The organism is Paraburkholderia madseniana (assembly GCF_009690905.1).
GTDB classification, from domain to species: Bacteria; Pseudomonadota; Gammaproteobacteria; order Burkholderiales; family Burkholderiaceae; genus Paraburkholderia; species Paraburkholderia madseniana.
The window spans coordinates 1-18,850 of sequence record NZ_VOSW01000056.1; the positions used below are offsets into that span (position 1 = coordinate 1).

16 protein-coding genes are annotated in these 18,850 nt (G+C 62.9%); 4 read left to right on the plus strand and 12 right to left on the minus strand.

Translation table 11 applies throughout. From position 1 onward, the window contains the following. Positions 1–208 precede the first annotated feature (208 nt). On the minus strand, positions 209–1,564 hold the full coding sequence (locus FSO04_RS26810) for an MFS transporter (RefSeq protein ID WP_154564207.1): 1,356 nt from the start codon (positions 1,562–1,564) through the stop codon (positions 209–211). A gap of 164 nt (positions 1,565–1,728) precedes the next feature. Continuing rightward, a complete protein-coding gene (locus FSO04_RS26815; RefSeq protein WP_168435858.1) occupies positions 1,729–2,901 on the minus strand; it encodes a M20 aminoacylase family protein in 1,173 nt (390 codons plus the stop codon). A gap of 118 nt (positions 2,902–3,019) precedes the next feature. Here FSO04_RS26815 and FSO04_RS26820 point away from each other — a divergent pair, with 118 nt between their 5' ends. Next, complete coding sequence (locus FSO04_RS26820) at positions 3,020–3,970, plus strand: LysR substrate-binding domain-containing protein (protein WP_154564209.1); 951 nt, start codon at positions 3,020–3,022, stop codon at positions 3,968–3,970. Between the two features lie 108 nt (positions 3,971–4,078). Here FSO04_RS26820 and FSO04_RS26825 read toward each other — a convergent pair whose 3' ends face one another. Continuing rightward, entirely contained in the window at positions 4,079–4,537 is a 459-nt protein-coding gene (locus FSO04_RS26825) for a hypothetical protein (protein ID WP_168435859.1), read from the minus strand. Positions 4,538–4,666: 129 nt separating this feature from the next. After that, the gene (locus FSO04_RS26830) at positions 4,667–6,103 is read right to left on the minus strand and encodes an aldehyde dehydrogenase family protein (RefSeq protein WP_154564211.1); all 1,437 of its coding nucleotides are present in this window, start codon (positions 6,101–6,103) and stop codon (positions 4,667–4,669) included. Positions 6,104–6,311: 208 nt separating this feature from the next. On the opposite strand from FSO04_RS26830, the gene FSO04_RS26835 reads away from it, so the two are divergent. Then, positions 6,312–6,683 carry a cupin domain-containing protein gene (locus FSO04_RS26835; RefSeq protein WP_054040615.1) on the plus strand — a complete coding sequence of 124 codons (372 nt, stop codon included), beginning with the start codon at positions 6,312–6,314 and terminating at the stop codon, positions 6,681–6,683. Between the two features lie 129 nt (positions 6,684–6,812). Here the strand turns inward: FSO04_RS26835 and FSO04_RS26840 are convergent, their stop codons facing one another. The 3 genes from FSO04_RS26840 to FSO04_RS26850 all read right to left on the minus strand — a co-directional run bounded on the left by FSO04_RS26840 (position 6,813) and on the right by FSO04_RS26850 (position 11,229). After that, a complete protein-coding gene (locus FSO04_RS26840) occupies positions 6,813–8,204 on the minus strand; it encodes an NAD(P)/FAD-dependent oxidoreductase (RefSeq protein ID WP_154564213.1) in 1,392 nt (463 codons plus the stop codon). A gap of 157 nt (positions 8,205–8,361) precedes the next feature. After that, positions 8,362–9,990, minus strand: a complete 1,629-nt coding sequence (locus FSO04_RS26845) for a purine-cytosine permease family protein (protein WP_233464991.1) — start codon at positions 9,988–9,990, stop codon at positions 8,362–8,364. A 267-nt stretch (positions 9,991–10,257) separates the two neighbouring features. After that, positions 10,258–11,229, minus strand: coding sequence for a LysR family transcriptional regulator (locus FSO04_RS26850; RefSeq protein WP_154564215.1), 972 nt, complete (start codon positions 11,227–11,229; stop codon positions 10,258–10,260). A 154-nt stretch (positions 11,230–11,383) separates the two neighbouring features. Between FSO04_RS26850 and FSO04_RS26855 the strand changes: the two genes are divergently transcribed. Next, positions 11,384–12,784 (plus strand): NAD(P)/FAD-dependent oxidoreductase, encoded by a 1,401-nt coding sequence (locus FSO04_RS26855; protein WP_154564217.1) that lies wholly within the window; start codon positions 11,384–11,386, stop codon positions 12,782–12,784. 64 nt (positions 12,785–12,848) lie between these two features. Here FSO04_RS26855 and FSO04_RS26860 read toward each other — a convergent pair whose 3' ends face one another. After that, positions 12,849–13,742, minus strand: a complete 894-nt coding sequence (locus tag FSO04_RS26860; protein WP_154564219.1) for a LysR family transcriptional regulator ArgP — start codon at positions 13,740–13,742, stop codon at positions 12,849–12,851. Positions 13,743–13,839: 97 nt separating this feature from the next. On the opposite strand from FSO04_RS26860, the gene FSO04_RS26865 reads away from it, so the two are divergent. Next, on the plus strand, positions 13,840–14,478 hold the full coding sequence (locus tag FSO04_RS26865; RefSeq protein WP_154564221.1) for a LysE/ArgO family amino acid transporter: 639 nt from the start codon (positions 13,840–13,842) through the stop codon (positions 14,476–14,478). A gap of 15 nt (positions 14,479–14,493) precedes the next feature. Here the strand turns inward: FSO04_RS26865 and FSO04_RS26870 are convergent, their stop codons facing one another. From FSO04_RS26870 to FSO04_RS26885, 4 genes are read right to left on the minus strand one after another with little or no spacing between them, the layout of a single operon-like run. After that, the gene (locus FSO04_RS26870; protein ID WP_154564223.1) at positions 14,494–15,393 is read right to left on the minus strand and encodes an alpha-amylase family protein; all 900 of its coding nucleotides are present in this window, start codon (positions 15,391–15,393) and stop codon (positions 14,494–14,496) included. After that, positions 15,386–16,915 (minus strand): AMP-binding protein, encoded by a 1,530-nt coding sequence (locus FSO04_RS26875; RefSeq protein ID WP_154564225.1) that lies wholly within the window; start codon positions 16,913–16,915, stop codon positions 15,386–15,388. Before FSO04_RS26875 ends, FSO04_RS26870 begins: the two co-directional genes overlap by 8 nt. 7 nt (positions 16,916–16,922) lie before the next feature. Further along, a complete protein-coding gene (locus tag FSO04_RS26880) occupies positions 16,923–17,159 on the minus strand; it encodes an acyl carrier protein (protein WP_154564227.1) in 237 nt (78 codons plus the stop codon). A 33-nt stretch (positions 17,160–17,192) separates the two neighbouring features. Then, the gene (locus FSO04_RS26885; RefSeq protein ID WP_154564229.1) at positions 17,193–18,848 is read right to left on the minus strand and encodes an MBOAT family O-acyltransferase; all 1,656 of its coding nucleotides are present in this window, start codon (positions 18,846–18,848) and stop codon (positions 17,193–17,195) included. Positions 18,849–18,850: the final 2 nt, after the last annotated feature.

Sequence of the window (18,850 nt, forward strand, 5' to 3'; positions counted from 1 at the left end):
TGACCTGAGGAGCGAAAATCACTGACCATAAAGTGTCAATGATGTCCCCGCACGTCTGTCAACCATGTCCCCGGTCTATACACAGCCGGCAAAGAGAAGTAGGTGCCGCCCCGCACAGGGGCAACGCCAATAGACCACTAACAATGCAAGGAAAGGCCAACACCATAGGAACACTGACAATGCCGCCGCCAAAGGCAAAAACCCAACCTTAATCTATTGCCTTCCCAGCAGTCTCCCGCATAAACGGCAACGGCAACAACGACACAACCCCACACCCAATCAAATACCAGGCAGGCGCCAGATTACTCCCCGAAATCTGAATCAACCAGGTAGCAAAAAACTGCGCAAACCCACCAAAAATCGAAACCCCTAAACAATAAACAATCGACATCCCGGTAGCGCGAATCTCGCGCGGAAACATCTCGGGCAACATGACGATATTGGGCACAGCCGTAAAAGCGACAAACACAGCCAGCACAGCAACAACAGACAACAAAACAGGCACCGTAGGCGAAGCATTGATAATCATGAACGCCGGATACACGGCAACAATCAGCAACACCCGCGAAATCCACAAAACACGTTTACGCCCCACCCGATCGGACAACGCCCCCGCAAACGGCGAGCAAATCACCGTCACCACCGCCGCGGTCCACGCGGCCCACAACGCCGACGACATCGGCAAATGCAAAATCCGAATCGCGTAGGTAGACAGATAAAACAGCACGATGTAATTCGCCGCCGTGCCGCCAATGGTCGTCAGCACCCCCGTCGTGATCACCCGCGAATGCTCGCGAAACAGCCTGCGAACCGGCTGTGCATCAGGCGCCTGGGCCGCCGAAACCGTGCCGTCTTCCACGCCCGGCAACGTTTCGTCCAGATGCCGCCGGATGTAAATACCAATCGGCCCCATCGCCATGCCGATCACAAACGGCACGCGCCAGCCCCAGCTCTCCAGCGCAGCAGTGGACAGCGCCGCCGCCAACGCAACACCCAGCAGCGAGCCGCATACCGTGTTCAACCCTTGGCTCACAAACTGCCAGCTTCCGTAGAACCCGCGCGTCTTGTCGCTGCCATATTCAAGCAGCAACGAGGTCGATGCGCCGACCTCGCCGCCCAGCGCGAAGCCCTGAATTAATCGCGCAAGAATCACCAGCAGCGGCGCGGCGATGCCGATCGCCGCATACGTCGGCGCGAATGCGATGATCGCCGAGCCGAGCGTCATCAGCCACAGCGTGAGACTCATCGCGGCCTTGCGGCCGGCACGGTCAGCATAGCCGCCGAGCACAATGCCGCCCACCGGACGCATGATGAATCCCACGCCGAACGTGCCGGCGGCCAGCATCAGTTGCGCAAGCTGCCCTTCCACCGGGAAATACAGCTTGCCGATGATCGTCGCGAAGAAACTGTAGATCGTAAAATCGAAAAACTCGAGGCCGTTGCCGAGCGTGATCGCAGCAATCGCTTTGGCGTGGCTCGTGCGTTTGGCCGGCGGCGTGGCCGACGCGCCAGCGAGATTCAACGCGTCGGTGCCTGCTGGTTGCGGTGTAGCGGAATAGTCCATCTGTGTCTCCATGGTGTCCTCCCTGCTGATGCGCGGCCCTGCGGTCTTGTGCGCCTGAGAGCAAAGGACGGCCTGACTGGCCCCAACACGGCCTTGATGGCCCCGCTGGTCTTCGTGACCCTCGGAGCCTTGCACGGCCTCAGTTCAATCCGATGGCACCCGGCTCAGACGAGGAACGTCTGCGCAAGCCGCACCCAATAGGCCGCGCCGGTAGCGAGACAGTCGTCGTTGAAGTCATAGCCCGGGTTGTGGACCATGCAGCCGCCCTCGCCATCGCCATTGCCGATGATCAGGTAACTGCCCGGGCAACGCTCCAGCAGGAACGCGAAGTCTTCACTGCCGGTCAACGGTTGCATGTCGGCGATCAAACCGTCTTCGCCGAGCCAGTCGAGCGCGACCTGCCGTGCGAGACTGGTCATCTGCGCATCGTTGACCAGCACCGGATACCGTCGCTGATAGTCCACATGCGCTCGCGCGCCGAACACCGCCGCCTGCCCGCAGGCAACCGCCGTGATGCGCTCCTGCAAATAGTTGCGAACCTCGGGCTTCAGCGCGCGCACGGACAGGCGCATCTCCGCGGTTTCAGGAATCACGTTCGGTGCTTCACCGGCGTGAATCGCGCCGACGGTGATGATCGCCATGTCGAGCGGTGCAATGTTGCGCGACACGATCGACTGCAAGGCCAGCACGATCTGCGCGCACACCACCACGGGATCGACCGCCTTGTGCGGCACCGCGCCATGACCGCCGCGGCCAGTCACCTTGATGATCACCGTATCGGACGACGCCATGAACGAGCCCGGCAGGAAACCGAACTTGCCCGTCGGAAAACCGGGCATGTTGTGCATCGCGAAGACCGCGTCGCACGGAAACTTGTCGAACAGGCCGTCTTCGAGCATTTTCTTCGCGCCGGCCTGACCTTCTTCAGCGGGCTGGAAAATCAGGTTCAACGTGCCGTCGAAACTCTTTTCCTGCGCCAGATGCTTGGCTGCCGCCAGCAGGATCGCCGTGTGCCCGTCATGGCCGCATGCGTGCATCTTGCCGGGGACGGTGCTCGCGTACGGCAGGCCGGTCGTCTCATGAATCGGCAGTGCGTCCATGTCGGCGCGCAGGCCGAGTTTGCGCGTGCCGCTGCCTACTTTCAGTTGCCCTACAACGCCGGTCTGACCCAGCCCGCGATGCACGGTGTAGCCCCACTCCTGCAAGCGTTCCGCGACCAGGTCGCCGGTGGCGAACTCTTCGTAAGCCAGTTCGGGCTGCGCGTGGATGCGGCGGCGCAGCGCGATCATTTCGTCTTCGAGTTCGGCGATGCCCGCCGGGATGGCCATGGTGTTCACGATGTTGTCTCCGTCGATGAAAGCGTGAACCGAGCATAACCACGCCGATTTTCCAGCGGCAGGCGTAGAATCGTTGCGCCAGCAACCAGCGGTTGCCACCCATGTACGGGTTTTCCAGATGAAACTGCATCAACTCAGCACCTTAGCGGCCATTGCGGATACCGGCAGTATCCGGGCCGCCGCCCGTTCGCTCGAGCTTTCGCCGGCCGCCGTGACCAAGGCCATGCGCGAACTGGAAGCCGATCTGCACGCGCCGTTGCTGGTGCGCGGCGCGAGCGGCGTCGCGTTCACGGAGTTCGGCCGCGCGCTGGTCGTGCATGCGCGGCTGGTGCTCGGTCAGTTGCAGCGCGCAGAAGCGGAGATCGAGGCGATGCGCGGCGCAGCGGCCGGCAAACTGTCGATCGGCGTCACACCGTGGGTGGCGCTGACATTCCTGCCGCCCACGGTGCAGCGGTTCCGGCAACGCATGCCGGAGGTCCAACTGGAATTCTTCGAGGGTCTGTTGGCGGTCGTGCAACCGCGCTTGCGCGACGGCAGCCTCGATTTTTCGATTGGCCGTCCTCCGCCTGCTTCGCCGCAATCGGAGTTTCACAACGTACCGCTGTTTTCCACGCATTCGGCGGTGGTCGCGCGCCGCGATCATCCCAAGGCGGGTTGCCGCACGCTGCTCGAACTGGAAGACGCCGAATGGGTATTGAACTGGGACCCCGCCAGCCGCGAGTCGATCTCGGACAATCTGTTCCGCAAGCGCGGCATGAAGGTGCCGCACACGATCCATCTCGCGCATTCGCTCGCGGTCGTGCTCGGCTTGCTCGCGCAAACGGACATGCTCAGCATTTTTCCGTGGCCGCTCGTCGAGGTGAGCATCGCGAAGGAGAATCTGTGGGCGCTGCCCTTGCGCGAGACGGTGGATGAAACCATCGTCAGCATCACGTCACGCCGCGGCGCGCCGACGAGTCCGGCGGCCACGTGTTTTCTCGAGTGTTTGCGTGAAGTCGTCGACGAAGGTGCGCGCTCGCAAGACCCCGAGCTGCGCCGGCTGTTTCATTCGATCGAACTGCTGCTGTAGTGACGTGACCGAATCGCGTTGTTGAGCAACGTCACGGGCCAGCGTGGCTTCATCGCATTCAAACAGGCGAGGTACGGTCGCCCGCTACTACCTGGGTTGCTGGCCGGATTACTGGCTGGATAAATGCTTCTGCAGATACGGCACGAAGCCGTTTTGCGTCGGACCGATCTGCTTGACGCAATCATCGTAGTCAGAGCCCATCGCGCGATCCTGGCCATACATGCCACGGCACTGCGCGTACAGCGTGATCGTTGCCCCGCTGCCCTTGGCCACGCGCGTGGCCGAAAAGACCGCATGGCCCGAGCGGTTCGGAACATCGGTCTCGATCGCTACCGCGTCCGCGCGGACGATCGACGTGGAAGAATGCGCCGCCACATAGTCCTTCGTAAGCGACCAGGCCTTGTCGCACTGCGCCTGATCCGCGCACCCGACCGCAGCGTTACGCTGCGCGCTATCGAGCAGGTTCTCTGAGCGGGTAAAGTCGCGCGCCTGCGCCTCCTGTTTTTCGGCGGACATGCAGCCGCTCAGGGCAAGCGCAGCAAGCGCAATAGCGATAGTCGTTTTCACAGGTTCAAGATCCGATGGCGAATTCCGGCAAAGATTATAGACGCCCGCAAACGGCGTTCGCAGATTGGAACAGCCATCGGAAAACTGCCGGCGCGGTGACGTCCCTCACCGCCCGGCAGTCACGCAGCGTCAGCTCGCGTAACCCACTACGCCCTTGATCTCCAGAAAATCCTCGAGACCGAACTCGCCGTACTCGCGGCCATTGCCCGATTGCTTGAAGCCGCCGAACGGCGCATCGGGGCTGTAGTCCGCGTAGTTCAGATAGATCGTGCCGGTACGCAGGCGCTTCGCCACCGCATGCGCGTGCTCGATCGAGGCGGATTGCACATAGCCCGCGAGGCCGTAGAGGCTGTCGTTGGCCATCGCGATCGCCTGGTCTTCGGTGTCGTAGCCGAGGATCGACAGCACCGGCCCGAAGATCTCTTCGCGCGCAATCGTCATGGTCGGCGTGACATTGCCGAACACCGTCGGGCGCACGAAGTAACCATCCTTCAATCCTTCAGGACGGCCCGGCCCGCCGGCCACCAGCGTAGCGCCCTCTTCAACGCCCACGCCGATCAGCCGCTGGATCTTGTCGAACTGCTGCTCGCTGATGACCGGCCCGAGATCGATGCCCTTCGCATCCGCAGGACCGACGACGAGTGCTTCAGCCGCTTCCTTCGCATACGCCAATGCCTCGGCGAGGCGTGCGCGCGGCACGAACATGCGCGTGGGCGCATCGCACGACTGGCCGCTGTTGTCGAAACACGCACGGGCGCCGCGCATCACAGCCTGTTTCAGATCGGCATCTTCGAGAATCAGGTTGGCCGATTTGCCGCCCAGTTCCTGGTGCACGCGCTTGACCGTGTCCGCCGAGGCCTTGGCGACCTGCACGCCCGCACGCGTCGAACCGGTGAACGACATCATGTCGATGTCCGGATGACGCGACATCGCCTCGCCCACCGTTGCGCCTTCGCCGTTGACGAGGTTGAACACGCCGGCCGGCACACCCGCTTCGTCGAGGATCTCGGCGAAGATGATGCCGGAGAGCGGCGCCAGTTCCGAAGGCTTGAGCACCATCGTGCAGCCGGCCGCGAGCGCGGGCACGACCTTGGTGGCGATCTGCAAGGCCGGCCAGTTCCACGGCGTAATCAGCCCGCACACGCCGACCGCTTCCTTGCGGATCAGAATGCTGCTCTTCACGTACTCGAATTCGAACGTGTCGAGCGTGCGGATCATCGTCTCCAGATGCGCAACGCCGGTCCACGCCTGCGCGTCGTTCGCATATTGCAGCGGTGCGCCCATCTCGCGGCTGATCGCATGCACCATGTCGTCATAGCGCTTGCGGTACACGTCGAGGATCGCTTGCAGCAAATCGATTCGCTGCGCGATCGTCGTCTCGCTGTAGGCAGGAAAGGCACGCTTCGCCGCGGCCACGGCGCGGTCGACATCGGCCGCGCCGCCGAGCGAAATCTGCGCGAACGCGGTAGCCGTGGACGGATCGATCACGTCGAGCGTGGCGGCACCGGCCGGGTTTTGCGGATCGACCCACTGGCCGTCGATGTAAAACTGTTTGGCGTGTTGCATGGGCTTGTCCTTTACATGAATGGTTGGGTCAGACGTTGGGCCGGCAAAGCGCCCGAGAGCGGTATCGAATGCTTTACATCGACGCCGCTCAATCTGAATGTCTTCAAATCGAAATTCATCGCTACGCAGCTTTGGCTCAGACTCCGGTTCTGCTTCGATTCCGTCATCGAATCCCTCGTCTTTGAATCAAATTAACCAGGAGAGACACATGAGCACCATCACTTTCACCCGCATCGACGCTAAAGGCCCCGGCGCTTCCGGCCTGAACCCCGCTCTGCACGATCCCGCCGACGTCATCCTCGAAGGCGCCAAGGCACCGCACGCCCTCAACGCATTCTCCGACGCAAGCAACATGCTGTCCGCCGGCGTATGGCAATGCGATGCGGGCACGCTGAAGCTGGCCGACCTGCCGATCCACGAAGTCTGCGTGCTGATCGAAGGCGAAGTCGTCATCACCAGCGACGACGGCCGCAGCGAACGCTATGCCGCCGGCGACGCCTTCATCCTGCACAAGGGCTTCTCGGGCACGTGGCATATGCCGGTGGCGACCAAGAAGTACAGCATCGTGTACTGCGGTTGATTCATACTGCATCGCAGCGTTGCTTCAACAAGAGCCGCACCCGTTAAGGTGCGGTTTTTTCATTTCGGCTGCAATCAATAAAAAAGCCGTCGGGCACATCGATCACTACAGTGGCAACCATAACGGCAACTACATCGGGAAGCCCAGCGCCTTGATCGAATTGATCCAGAGACGCCGCCAGCCGCCGCGATCGTCGGCGCCGTCGAATGCGTTGAAGGTAATCTTCGCGGCGATCCAGCGCAACGGTTCCGGCGGAATGTACGACGGCCCTTTGCGCGAAATATCCAGCGACGTAATCAGCGTCTCCCGATTCCACAGCATGTCGAGGCCCATCTTCGCACCAAAGCGGCTGCCCGCCACCCCGAAACCCGTATAGCCCGCGACGAACACGCTTTTGCCGCCGTGATAGCGGCGCGCGAACACGGCGCCGCGTGAGCAGTAGTCGATCGGGCCACCCCATGCATGGGTGAAGCGCACGTCGTCCAGTTGCGGAAACGTGCGGTAGAACGCTTCGGCGAGCTTGTAGTATGTGCTCTCGTCACGATCCGCGGCCGGATTTGGATCGCCGCCGAAGTGATAGCTCACACGGCCGCCGAAGATAATCCGGTTGTCTTTGGTAAGACGGAAATAATTGAGTTGCGTACGCGTATCGTAGATGCCCTGGCGATTGTTCCAGCCGATGCGCGCCATCTGCTCGTCGCTCAAAGGAGCAGTCGCGATGATGTGATCGCGCACCTGCATCACGCGGCGCTTGATGTCGGTCACGCCCACGTCTGCCGTGCCGGTGCCAAGCAGCACGCGTGGCGTTTCGATGCTGCCCGCCTGGGTGTGCACCATCATCGTTGCGCCGAGATCTTCCATGCGCGTGATCGGCGAGTGTTCATGCAAACGCACACCGAGTTTCAGCGCGGCGGCCTTCAGTCCCCACGCGAGTTTCGCCGGATGAATCGTGCCGCTGCGATTGCGCGACCACATCGCGCCCGCGAACAGCGGTGAATCGAGTTGTTCGCGTGCGCCTTTGCTGTCGAGCAAAACGACATCATGCCCGTGGGCTACGTGGAGCTCGTAATCGCCTTTCAGATGATCGAGGTGCCCCGGATCGACGGCCACCGTCATCTCGCCATTCCATTCGACGTCCGCTTCAATGCCGTAACGCGTCAACGACTCCTTGAAACCGTCGAGGTTCTCCTGCCCCAGCTGTTCCAGCACGTCGAGGTCTTGCGGAAAGACCCGCGTTGCATTCGGCAGACCATGCATCACCGACGTGGAGATGATCCCGCCCGGACGACCCGATGCGCCGTAGGCCACCTTCCCCGCTTCGACCAGCACGACGTCGAGCGACGGGTCCGCTTCTTTCGCCTGAATCGCCGCCCACAAACCGGTGAACCCACCGCCAACGATCACCAGATCCGCGGAAGTCGGTCCGATCAATTCCCGTTCGACAGCCGGTGCACGCGGATTGTCCAGCCAGAACGGAAACAGCTTTACACCTTCAAACGCGCGCTTTACTGACTCGCTCATTGTGTTTGCCTACTCAACTTGAATACCATTGCATTTGCTGCGCGACTGTTGCTTCGGTGCGGCCTTGGTGGCGCTTCGACGCAGCTTCTAATGCCACCTCGATTGCCCTCGGCGAAGTCTCACTGCGCCTTGCACTGAGCGCCTCGAACCGCACGATTCAACCCGCGTCCTGCGTGTCCAGCACTTCTTCGCGTTCACGTCGTACGGCGCGCTGCTGCGCTTGCGTTTTCATTTGTGTCTTCATTTGTGTCTTCATTTGCGCGCCGCCAGCCTTAAGCCTGGTCGCCGGCACCACCGGGTGCACGGTCGCGTTGCGCTGCGGACCGCTACGCAACCAACGTCGGCCAAGCGGCCCATACACGCCATCCGGTTCAGGAAAACACTGCAGCAATGCGATATACAGCGCACAGGCGAGCGTCAGCGAAACCGGCATGCTGATGTCGAGCCCCCCGGCGAGCTGCCCGAGCGGGCCGACGAACTGATCCGGCAGATTGACGAAGCACAGGCCGATCACCGCGCTCGGAATCCACGCACCCATCGCGCGCCAGTTCCAGCCGTGCGTGAACCAGTAATGACCGCCACGGCCGCCGCGATTGAACACCTGCAGATCGTCGGAAAGATAGAAACCGCGCCGCGTCACGAAGCCGATGATCATGATCACCATCCACGGGCAACTGCAGACATTGATCAACACCGAGAACGTCGACACGCTTTCGACCAGATTGAACGCGAAGCGGCCGAGAAAGATAAAGCCGATGGCAAGACTGCCGATCAGCAACGTGGCGCGCACGCGGTTCAGAAACTTTGGAAACATGCTCGACATATCGAGCCCGGTGCCGTACAGCGCGGTGGTACCCGTCGACATCCCGCCGATGATCGCAATCAGGCACACCGGCAGAAAGAACCAGTTCGGCGAGATCGCCAGCAGACCGCCCACGTAGTTATTCGAGGCGATGAAATCCGGCGCCTTGCTGGCGATGATCGTCGCGGTAGCAAGACCGAAGAAGAACGGCACGAAGGTGGCCAGTTGCGCGAGCATCACCGCGAGAATCGTGCGCTTCTTCGGTGTGTTCTGCGGAATATAGCGGGCCCAGTCGCCGAGCGTGCAGGCGAACGACACCGGATTGCTCATCGCAACCAGCACAGCACTCACGAACGCCGGCCAGAAACCCACCGAGCCGAGCGCCACCTTGCCGGCGTACGCACTATTGAACGGCCCGGCGAACGCCACAATGCCGACCACGAAAAGCAGACTCGCGGCCCACACGGCGATCTTGTTGACCCACAGCATGAAGCGGAAGCCGTAGACGCAGACGGTCAGCACCAGCACCGCAAAGAGACCGTACGCGAAGCTCAACGTCATCCAGTTGACCGGCAGGCCGAGCAGATGATTCGCGCCGCCCACGAGCGCATCGCCCGAGCTCCACACCGCCAGCGAGAAGAACGCGACGGCGGTCAACACCGCCAGAAAGGAGCCGACGATCCGGCCATGAATGCCGAAATGCGCACCCGACGAAACCGGATCGCTCGTGCCGTTGCGCGGACCGAACAGCCCCATCGGCGCAAGAATGCACGAACCGATCACCACGCCAAGCACGATCGAATAAACGCCCGCCTTGAACGACAGACCCAGCAGCACCGGAAAACTGCCGAGCACCGAGGTGGAAAAGGTATTGCAACCGCCGAACAGCAAGCGGAACAGATCGATCGGCCGCGCATAACGCGAGCGATCCGGAATGCGTTCAAAACCGAATGTTTCGACTTGGGTGATGCTGTTGCTGCTCATTGTCTCCAACTCCTGTAACGGCCAGGTCAATCACGATGGCTCGCCACGAGGATGCGGCGTCCACTTTTCTCAGATGTCTGGACGCCACTGTAAAGACAATCAGTGCGGGCAAAAATATCGCCCGCCCAACCTTTACTTCGATCGCGGGCGATGTAACCTGAAATGCCCGTCCTATAAGGCTCTGCGGAGGTAGCCAGAGGCCGCGCGGGTACCTCCTTCGGGCCTGGCGAAACGCAAACGTCGAAGCGAATAGCGAGAATCCTCGCCTCAAATCGGGCTTGCCTCACGCGCCTGACGGCGCCGCTTCGCCGCGGCAACAGTCGGCAGCGGCACCGGCACCGCGCCGGACATGCCGTGCTCGATCAGAAAATCGCGGAACAGGCTGGCGACATGCGGCAGGCGTTTATCGGACACATGCATCACGTACCAATCGCGCTCGATTGGATTCGCGGGCAAGGGCAACAACGCCAGCAAGCCCGCCTGAAATTCCAGCGAGCACGCATGCAGCGACAGAAACGCGATACCCAAGCCCGCCTCGACCAGTTGCTTGATCGCTTCGTTGCTCGAGAGTTCGGAGCCGATATGCAGCTTGTGGCCGGCGAGCCGAAACAGATTCTCGACCGTCGAGCGCGTACCCGAGCCCCGCTCCCGCACGAACAGATTCGCGGATTGCAGATCGTCCAGCGACAGGCGCTTCTTCTTCATCAACGCATGGGCGGGCGAGGCGACGAACGCCATCGGATGCTTGGCGAACGCCGTGGCCACTGTGCGCAATTCGCGTGGTGCGCTGCCCATCACCGCAAGATCGATCTCGTGCGTGGCCAGCATGCGGATGATGTCGGCGCGATTGCCGACCTTGAATTGCACCTTCACTTGCGGGCGCGATTCCGTGAAGCGCACCAGAAAAGGCGGGATCAGATATTCGGCGGTCGTGATCGCGCCAATGCGCAGTGTGCCGCCCTGCTCGCCATGCAAGGCGGCAAGATCATCCGCCGCGCCATTCCATAGATCGAGGATTTCCAGCGCATAGCGCGCGAGGATTTCGCCCGCCGCGGTCAACTGCACGCCACGGCCCACCCGCTGCAATAGCGGCGCGCCCGCGGCCTCTTCGAGCAGGCGCACCTGAAGCGACACCGCCGGCTGCGTGAGCTTCAATTCTTCGGCCGCGCGCGACACGCTGCCGAGCTTCGCGACCGTATGCAAGGCTTTCAATTGACGAAACGTGGCGGCTTTTAACATAAGTGAAAACCTATATGTTGTGCAGAAACATTAAATTGTGCTGCGGTTTCAGCCGATTCTATACTGGCCCTGACAGATGAGGCCGGTGAATACCCGGTATAGCCCCGGAACGCCTTCACCGGCTCAGCACGGACAACTTCAGGAGGATAGGATCATGGCCGCAATCGATCAGCAGGGAACCTCTACCGCGCAACGCAGAGAGCAAGGGCAGCAAGCGGCTCAATCGACGCAAGCGGCGGCGCATCGCGTCGTGATCGTCGGCGGTGGGGTCGGCGGCCTTGGGCTCGCTACACGACTGTCGGAAACGCTCGGACGCGCCGGTCTCGCGCAGATCGTGCTGGTGGATCGCTGGCCGACGCATTTCTGGAAGCCCTTGTTGCACGAAGCCGCGTCGGGCCAGCTCGATCCGGCCACACACCAACTGCAATACGCAGTGCAGGCGCAACGGCATGGCTTCGAATTCGAACAGGGCGAGCTCGCCGCGCTCGATCGTACGAACCGGCACATCACGCTGAATGCGCTCCACGACGCCGACGGCCGCGAAATCCTGCCGTCACGGCAGCTTGCATTCGATACGCTGGTGCTGGCCATGGGCAGCGTCACACAATATTTCGGCGTGCCCGGCGCGGCCGAACACGCGTTGCCGCTCGAATCGGTCGCGCATGCGGAAGCGTTTCGCCGCAAGCTGCTCGACGCCTGTCTGCGGGCCAACCATGCGCGACGCGCACGGACCGCGCAGGCGGACACGCCGGTGTCGATCAACATCATCGGCGCTGGAGCGACAGGCGTTGAACTCGCCGCTGCGTTGCGCGACACGGTGCGCCTGCTGAACCGCTATAGCCCGTTTTCGCTCGACCCCGTGCGCGACTTCCGCATCCGTCTGATCGAAAGCAGCGAGCGCGTGCTGCCCGCCCTATCCGAAACGATCTCGGCGCGTGCACAAAAGATGCTCGTCAGTCTGGGGGTCGACGTGTTGAACGCCACACGCGTCACCGAAGTGCGCGCCGATGCCGTGCTGACGAATGAAGGCGCACCGCTCGCCAGCGACATCGCGATCTGGACCGCCGGCATCGCGGGGCCGCCGGTGTTGCGCACGCTGGGCGGCATCGCGGTGAATCGCAACGCACAGGTGCAGGTGAACCGCACGCTGCAATGCACGAACGATGCGAACATATTCGGACTGGGCGACTGCGCGGCCTGCCCTTCTTCTGAAAACGCGGACGCGTTTCTGGCGCCGCGCGCGCAAGTCGCGCATCAGCAGGCGCTGTTTCTGGCGCGCGCGCTGAAGTGCCGGATAGCGGACGAACCCTTGCCGGAGTTCGTCTATCGCGACGCCGGCACGTTGGTCGGCTTTGGCCGCGAAGGCACGATCGGCAGTCTGAGCAACAGCTTGCTGACGCAGCCGGTGTTCGTCGACGGCTGGCTGGCGACTGCCGTCTACAAGCTCATCTATCGCCGCCACGTGATGACATTGACCGGCTTCGCACGCATGGCGCTCGATTCGGCGAGCCACTGGTTGCGTCGACGCGTGCATCCGGTGATCCGGCTCCATTGAAATTGGCAAGCGCGGGCGGCGTCTTTCAGATTCCCAGATTCAGAAAACACCGCCCGCGCGACGCTCAATCGAGAAACTCCGTCGCCCGTTTGCGCAGCACCGCGCCGAAATCGTCGAGCCAGCCGATCGACAGGCGCCAGCTCTGCCAGTACAGATCCACGTCGATATGCTTGCCGGGCGCCACCTCGACCAACTCGCCGCTGGCAAGGTGCGGCGCGATCATCCGTTCGGGACACATGCCCCAGCCCATTCCCGTCACGCAGGCGCGCAAAAAACCGGCGACGTGCGGAATCCAGTGCAAGGGCGGATCCAAATCGGCCCGCGTGATGCGGCGCATGAAGCGCTTCTGCAACTGATCCTTCGGGTTGAAATCGACGCACGGCGCGCGCCGTAACGACTCGCGCGTGACGCCGTCGGCAAAATGACGCTCGCGAAACGCCGGCGTGCAGACCGCCAGATAGCGCATCCGCCCGAGCCGGGTCGAGCGGCAGCCCTGCACCGGCTCGGCCTGCGTGGTGACCGCGCCTTGCACGCTGCCGTCGCGAATCCTCTGCGCGGTGTGGTCCTGGTCGTCGATCACCAGATCGAGCAGCATCTCCCGTTCCACGCAGAACTGCGCCACTGCGTCGATGAACCAGGTGCCCACGCTGTCGTCGTTGACGGCCACGCGCAGCGCCGGCCACGGTTCGACCAAGGCGCCGGGCAGTGCCGGCAACCGGCCGGTCAGCTCCGCTTCCAGCAACAGCACGCGTTCGGTATGGCGGCACAGCAGCGCCCCCGAGGTGGTCGCGACACACGGCTGGCCGCGCTTCACGAGCACGCTCCCCACCCGCTCCTCCAGCAGTTTGACCCGCTGCGAGACGGCTGAGGGCGTCACGTTCAGTTCGCTGGCCGCACGGTCGAACGAGCCGTGCCGCACCACGGCGGCCAGCGCGTCGAGCAATGCATAGTCGAGCATTAGCGTTCCTTAATCGGCATTAAGTAAATTAGCTTCTCTTATGAGCAGCAAAACCGCAGACTAGTCTCGTTCGCTTTCCCCGTCTACTGGATCGATTATGAATTGGCTGTCTTTTTCCCACGGTGCCGCCCTGTGCGCGTCGCTGATCGTGACGATCGGCGCCCAGAATGCCTTTGTGCTGCGTCAGGGCATCATGCGCTCGCACGTCGGCAAGATCGTCGCTCTGTGCGCGCTGTCCGATTGCATCCTGATCGGCGCGGGCGTCGGTGGCGCGTCGGTCCTGGTGGAACGCTATCCGGTGTTCGTCCACGCGATGCTGTATATCGGGCTTGCCTATTTGGCGTGGTTCGGCATCAACGCGCTGCGCCGTGCAGTACGTCCGGGACATGCAGTGCTGGACGCCAATGCGGGCGGCACCGCACCGGGCACGAGCGCAGCAGCACCCGTGCAACGTGCAATGCCGATCATCCTGATGACGCTGGCCTTCACGTGGCTCAATCCGCACGTGTATCTCGACACCTTCCTGCTGATCGGCACGGCCGGTGCGCGCGAACCGGACGGCGCACGGGTGGCGTTCGCGCTCGGCGCGATGGCGGTGAGCGGAATCTGGTTTATTGGTCTGGGTTACGGCGCCCGCGCGTTGGCGCCGCTGTTTCGCCGCGCGACGGCGTGGCGCGTGCTGGACGGCGCGATCGGCAGCATGGTATTGCTGCTGGCGGTGACGCAGTTGCGGTGATTGCCGGCAGGCGCCCTACTTCTGCACCTGCTGCATGCCGAGCAGTTCCTGCACGAGTTGCGCCGACACGTAATGCGGTCCGTCGAAGAGATAGGTCCGGTAACCGCGATACGCGAGCAATTGCGGCGACAGTTCAGCAGCCGTCGCCGCGCGGAACGCGCCGCCCTGGGCGGGACGAAATGCCTCGGCGATGATCCGCACACGATCCTTGCCGAGCCGTGCCGCCAACGCATCCGCATATTCACGCGCAGCCGCCGGGCCACGCGCATAGACACCGCAGCCATCCTGCAGAAACACGCCGACATCGGGCGGCAGCCAGCCGTCCAGCCACGCTGCCAGCGCCGCGCCGCCGATATTCGAGTTGTCGTAGACACTGATCCACAGCGGCCGCGGGAGCTTGTCGAGCAAAGGCGCGAGCGCGGCGGCGTCCTTCCAGGTTGGGTCGACTTCCACCGGAAAGTAATAACCGTCGATGTGAATCGCCGGCCGCACGGCCGCCAACTGCTTCGATTGTTCGATCAGTTGCGCCGCCTGCGCACGGGCTGTGGTTTCGTCGAAACGTCCGGCGAGACCGACGATCACATTGCGCGCCCATGGTTCGCCGGCAATCCGCGTCCAGTCCGGCAAGCGTCGGGCTGTTTGCATAGCGGTGCCAGGCAGAAACGACGTGCCGTCCACCGCCGTCCATTGCACCAGCAGATCCGTCACGCCGAGGCGATTCCAGTCGCCGTGCGGGTCGACATGATCATCGTCGATCTGCCAGACCACGCCCTGCGCCAACGCGCCGGCGTCGCTCGCACCAGGCGCCGAGCAGCCGTACACGAGCGCTGCGCACGCGCTCGCCGCCAGCAGCGCGCGGCGGCGCGGCGAGACCGGCTCGCCCTCCCGGGTCTGAACCTCGTGTGAACTACGCATTGTGCTGGCGCTGTGCTTTGAAATGAACGTCACGATAATCCTGAGCAAGTTGCGCGCGATCGATCTTGAAGTTGACAGATACCGGCAAGGACCGGCACGCGAGCAATTCTGACGGGATCATATACGACGGCAGGCGCGCGGCCAGCAGCGTCTTCCAGTCCTGCAACGCATCGGGCAGCCGGCCGTCGTCGTTGCCGGTTGCGACGAACGCGACGATCCGCGCGACCGAGCCGTCCGGCCGCCGCAACGGCACGGCTGCGGCACTCGCTGCAGCGGGCAGCGCGCGCAGGGCCGCGTCGATCTCCATCAATTCGATCCGGTAGCCGCCCATCTTGATCTGATCGTCGATACGTCCGTGGCAGAACAGCAGTCCGTTGCCGTCGATCGCGCCCAGATCGCCGGTGCGAAACGCCCGCTGTCCGTTGTGGATGAACATGCGTGCCGCGTTCAGGTCTTCGCGGTTCAGATAGCCGCGCATCACATGTGCGCCGGCGATGCACAATTCGCCAGCGTCGACGAACACCTCGGCGTCGCGCTTGGCATGGCCGATCGGCAGGCGCGCGTGATGCGCGAGTACCGCATCGTCGACGACGATCCAGGTGGTCGCTACAGTCGCCTCGGTTGGTCCGTATGTGTTGATGATCCGTGCGGCCGGGAAGCGCTGGCGCAATTGGCGCGCGAGTGCGACTGGTAACACTTCGCCGCAGAACAGGAAGGTCCTGAGCGCCGGCAAGCCGTCTTGCGAGAACTGCGGATTGAGGAGTTGCTGTTGCGCAAACGATGGTGTCGACACCCATGTGGTCATGCGGTGACGTGCGAGCGTGGCGAGAAACGCTGAGCCCTGCGTCGTCAGCGCACGCGAGGCGAGTACCACGGTGCCGCCGAGCGCGAGGGTGCCGAACACTTCGTACATCGACAGATCGAAGCTGAAGGGTGCCTGATCCAGGAACACCGGCGCGTCGCCGAGCGCGAAGTCGGCCGCCATCCAGTCGGCCAGCGCGGCGACGCTTTCGCGGCCAATCTGGACGCCTTTGGGTTCGCCGGTCGTACCGGAGGTGAACAGCACGTATGCGAGGTTTTTCTCGCGCAATACCGGCGGTGCTGATGCTGTCGAAGTCGAAGTCGAACTCACCGCCCCCTCTACCGCCTCAAATTCGACCCACGCGCCGTGCCCGTTCAAACTCACGAAGCGGCCGTCGCGCGCGTCGAAGTAAGTCTGCGCGCCGAGCGTGCTCGCGATGCGCTGCATCCGTTCATCCGGATAGATCGTATCGACAGGCACGAACGGCGCGCCGAGCAGCAACGCCCCCACCATCGCCACAAAAAATTCCGCTTCCTTGTGACCGCGGATGATCACCGGCACATCCGCAGCGAAACCGTGTGCGCGCGCCTGGCTGGCCCACGCGTGGGCTTGTTCCTCCAACTCGCGCCAGCGCAATGCGCGATCGGCACCGATCACCGCCCACGTGTCCGCACGAACATCGACATCGGCAAAGCAGTTCGCGCTCAGATCGAATCGCATGGCGCGCCTAGCGATTGGCGGCGATGAACGCGCAAAGCGCATCCACGGATGCCAGGTGCTCGGCGATCTCGGTTGGCGGAATCCGCACGCCGAATTGCATCTCGACGCCCATTACGATTTCGACGGCCAGCACCGAATCGACCAACCCCGTTTCGAGCAGCGGTTCATCACCGCGCACGAGGCGCAGCACGACGGATTCGACCAGTGCCGCCACGTCGGCGTGCAGCGTTTCGTGTTGAGTCATTGTGTACTCCTTGCGCAAACGTCGTTCCGGCAATCAGAACTGGAAATAAAGAAAACGCACTTCGCCATGCAACTGCGCGACGCAGAACACCAGCACGCCGAACATCGCGACGGTCCAGCGCAGCGAAGGCCGCCATGTCAGCGCAGCGGGCCAGCCTTCGACCGCGCGATCGAGCGCCGGCGAGAAGCGGCCCATCAGTTGATGTGAATTCGGCGTGCACCAGACGATCGCCAGCAGCGCGACGATCAGCAACGCGAGCGTCGAGCGGCCCGCGACAAGATGCAGCCATTCGCCAAGGCCCATGTTCGCCGTGCCCCAGGCGGGCCAGTCGAGCGCTTCGATACCACGCAGACCCGCCATGCCCTGCAATAACGCGAGTGCATCGCCGACGCCATGTGCCCGGAAAAATGCAAACGCGATCAGTGCGGCCACGAAGGTCAGCAGGACGTTGCCCGCATGGCGAACGCGTGCTTTGAAGCTCAATGTGAACGCCGGGGCTGTTTCTGCTGCCCGTGCCGTCCCCGCTGTAACTACCCCAACCGCCGGCGCAGCCGCCCCCCGCCACGCGCGATAAGCGTGATTCACAGTGAGATAAAAAGCGTGCAGCAAGCCGTAAATCAGATACTGCAAGCCCGCGCCGTGCCAGATGCCGGCCAGCGCCATCGTGTAGAAAGTCGGCACGGCCACCGTCGAGAGAAAGCCGCCCGTCGAGCGTTGCGCGAGGCGCCCGATCGGCAGGCCACGCAATGCACGGCTACGGTTGATCCGCATTGCCAGCGGGTAGTACAGGTAAGCCGTGAGATAGCGCGTGAGCGTCATATGCCAGCGCTGCCAGAAGTCGATGATGCTGGCCGCCTTGAACGGCGAATTGAAGTTCAACGGAAAACGCACGCCGAACATCTTCGCGAGGCCCACGGCCATGTCCGAATAACCAGAGAAGTCGAAGTAAAGCTGCAACGCGTACGCGAGACAGGTGCCCCACGCCGCCAGCCACTGCAACTCGTGCGGCGCGGCGAAGCCCGCGTCGGCGAACGGTGCGATGGTGTCGGCGAACAGCAGCTTCTTCGCGAGGCCGATCGTGAACACGAACGCACCGATCGACAGATTTTCCGCGCGCAGCTTATACGTGGCCGGCTGCGCGAACTGCGTCATCATTTCTTTGTGATGCAGGATCGGCCCCGCGATCAGATGCGGAAAGAACGTGACGAACTGCACGTAGCCGAGCGGGTCGCGCTCCTTGACGATGCCCGCGTTGCAATCGAGCAGATAGCCGATCTGCGTGAAGGTGAAAAACGACACGCCAAGCGGCAGGATCACGCCCTGCATGCCGTGCGCGAGCCAGTCGGCCGGCGCGACGCCGCTTGCGTGCACGAGCGCGGTGAGCAGCGTCGCAAGATATTTGTAGCGCACCAGCAGCGCGAGGTCGGCGGTGATCGCGAGACCGAGTAACCAGCGGCGGCGAACGGACTGCGCAGGCGCCGCGACAATCGCACAGCTCATCGCGTAGTTGAACGCGATCGACCCCACCAGCAAAGCGACGAACGCCGGATTCCGCCAGCCGTAGAACACGATCGACGCACCGCAGAGCCACGCCGCCGCGGCGCGTGGCATGCGTTGGCCGAGCAGGTAGTAGCCGGCCAGCGCCGGCGGCAGGAACAGCGTGAGGAAGATGAATGAATTGAATAGCATCG